We start from the raw sequence: 880 nt of genomic DNA, 5'->3' as shown, positions 1-880 counted from the left end.
CAGCACAACCAAACAGCAACCCAACCGCAACGAAGGCAGACACCACATTAATACCACGCAACCATCGGTTTCTGCGTTTGAAAAGAATGGCGATGTTTAACAATTCGCTCCATTCCTTGAGCATCGCAATCGGTAGCAAGAACAGAGTGTAAAGTACCGCTTCATGGTAGGTCTCTGGCAAGAAGTTCGTGATCATGACCATTGCTAGTGTCGCTACAACCACGCTGAGCGCAGCAACATAAATCATCCCTAAATGAGAAACGCGCACGGCTTCACTATCTCGACCATTTTCGAGGTACGCAAAGCGTCGTGGCATCCACCACATGCCAAATGGCTGCACCAAAATACACATACCTACAGAGAACTTAACCGCAATCGCATAAATGCCTAACGTCGCCAACGAAGCATTTGCGCCGATAAACCAGCGTTCGGCACCATTCAAACAAAACGCGACAAGCGCAGACAGCATTACTGGTAGGCAGTAATTCAAATACTGCTTGGCTAAGGCAATCTGAGGCAGAGCAAGGGTGTAACGGTTGATGATGTGTAACCAAACAAATTGCATGACCGCAGCGATAAGACCGCCAATCAGCACCGAGATGACATGCGGGTGCAGCGCAAGCGCCGCGACGATAAACGTGACTTGCAGTAGAGTCGTCGTCACCATCACTTGAAGCAGTGTTTTGGCTTTGTCATCTTGAGTGCGCAGCCAAGCCGTGCCAATCGCAATGCTGCCTTCCAGAACAATGGCAAGCGTGACAACAGCAAATTCGATGCGCGTAAAAGGTTCAGGAATAGAGAGCAACGCAATCAGTAACAGGAGAATCGCAGCCACCGCGCCGGCGATCAGCACCGACAATGAATAAAGTTGGTTGAGAGA

The 880-nt window shown here is 49.7% G+C and carries 1 protein-coding gene; it reads right to left on the bottom strand.

The genetic code is table 11. The features are described 5' to 3' along the window. On the bottom strand, positions 1–880 hold an 880-nt coding region (locus tag R8O10_RS24330; RefSeq protein WP_318191833.1), incomplete at both ends, for a lipopolysaccharide biosynthesis protein.

This window comes from Vibrio sp. 1727 (assembly GCF_033344415.1).
In the GTDB taxonomy this organism is placed as follows: Bacteria; Pseudomonadota; Gammaproteobacteria; order Enterobacterales; family Vibrionaceae; genus Vibrio; species Vibrio alginolyticus.
The sequence above is the reverse complement of the archived record's forward strand: the minus strand, read 5'-3'. Positions and strand labels throughout refer to the sequence as shown.